The 385-nt window shown below is 37.7% G+C and carries 1 protein-coding gene; it reads left to right on the top strand.

The features are described 5' to 3' along the window. On the top strand, positions 1-385 hold a 385-nt coding region (locus BU038_RS12375), incomplete at both ends, for an AMP-binding protein (RefSeq protein ID WP_142402614.1).

Raw genomic sequence — 385 nt, 5'->3', positions numbered from 1 at the left:
TTGTTGTAGATGATGACGTTGATGGTGAATACATTGATTTTAATAAAGAAATGAGACAAGCTAGCGAGGAATTTAATATTGAGTGGCTAGCGCCAGATGATGGATTAATTCTTCACTATACATCAGGTTCTACAGGACAACCTAAGGGTGTATTGCACGTCAAACAAGCAATGCTATTACATTATATCTCAGGAAAATACGTATTAGATTTAAAAAAAGATGATGTTTATTGGTGCACTGCTGATCCAGGATGGGTAACTGGTACATCTTACGGAGTCTTTGCTCCTTGGTTAAATGGTGTTACGAATTGCATCGCAGGTGGGCGATTCTCACCTGAATCTTGGTATAGCATGTTAGAAGAATTTAAAGTTACGATATGGTACAC

This window comes from Staphylococcus simulans, assembly GCF_003043455.1.
Classification (GTDB): Bacteria; Bacillota; Bacilli; order Staphylococcales; family Staphylococcaceae; genus Staphylococcus; species Staphylococcus simulans_A.
Note: the sequence above shows the minus strand (reverse complement) of the source record. Positions and strands in the feature narration are given on the sequence as shown.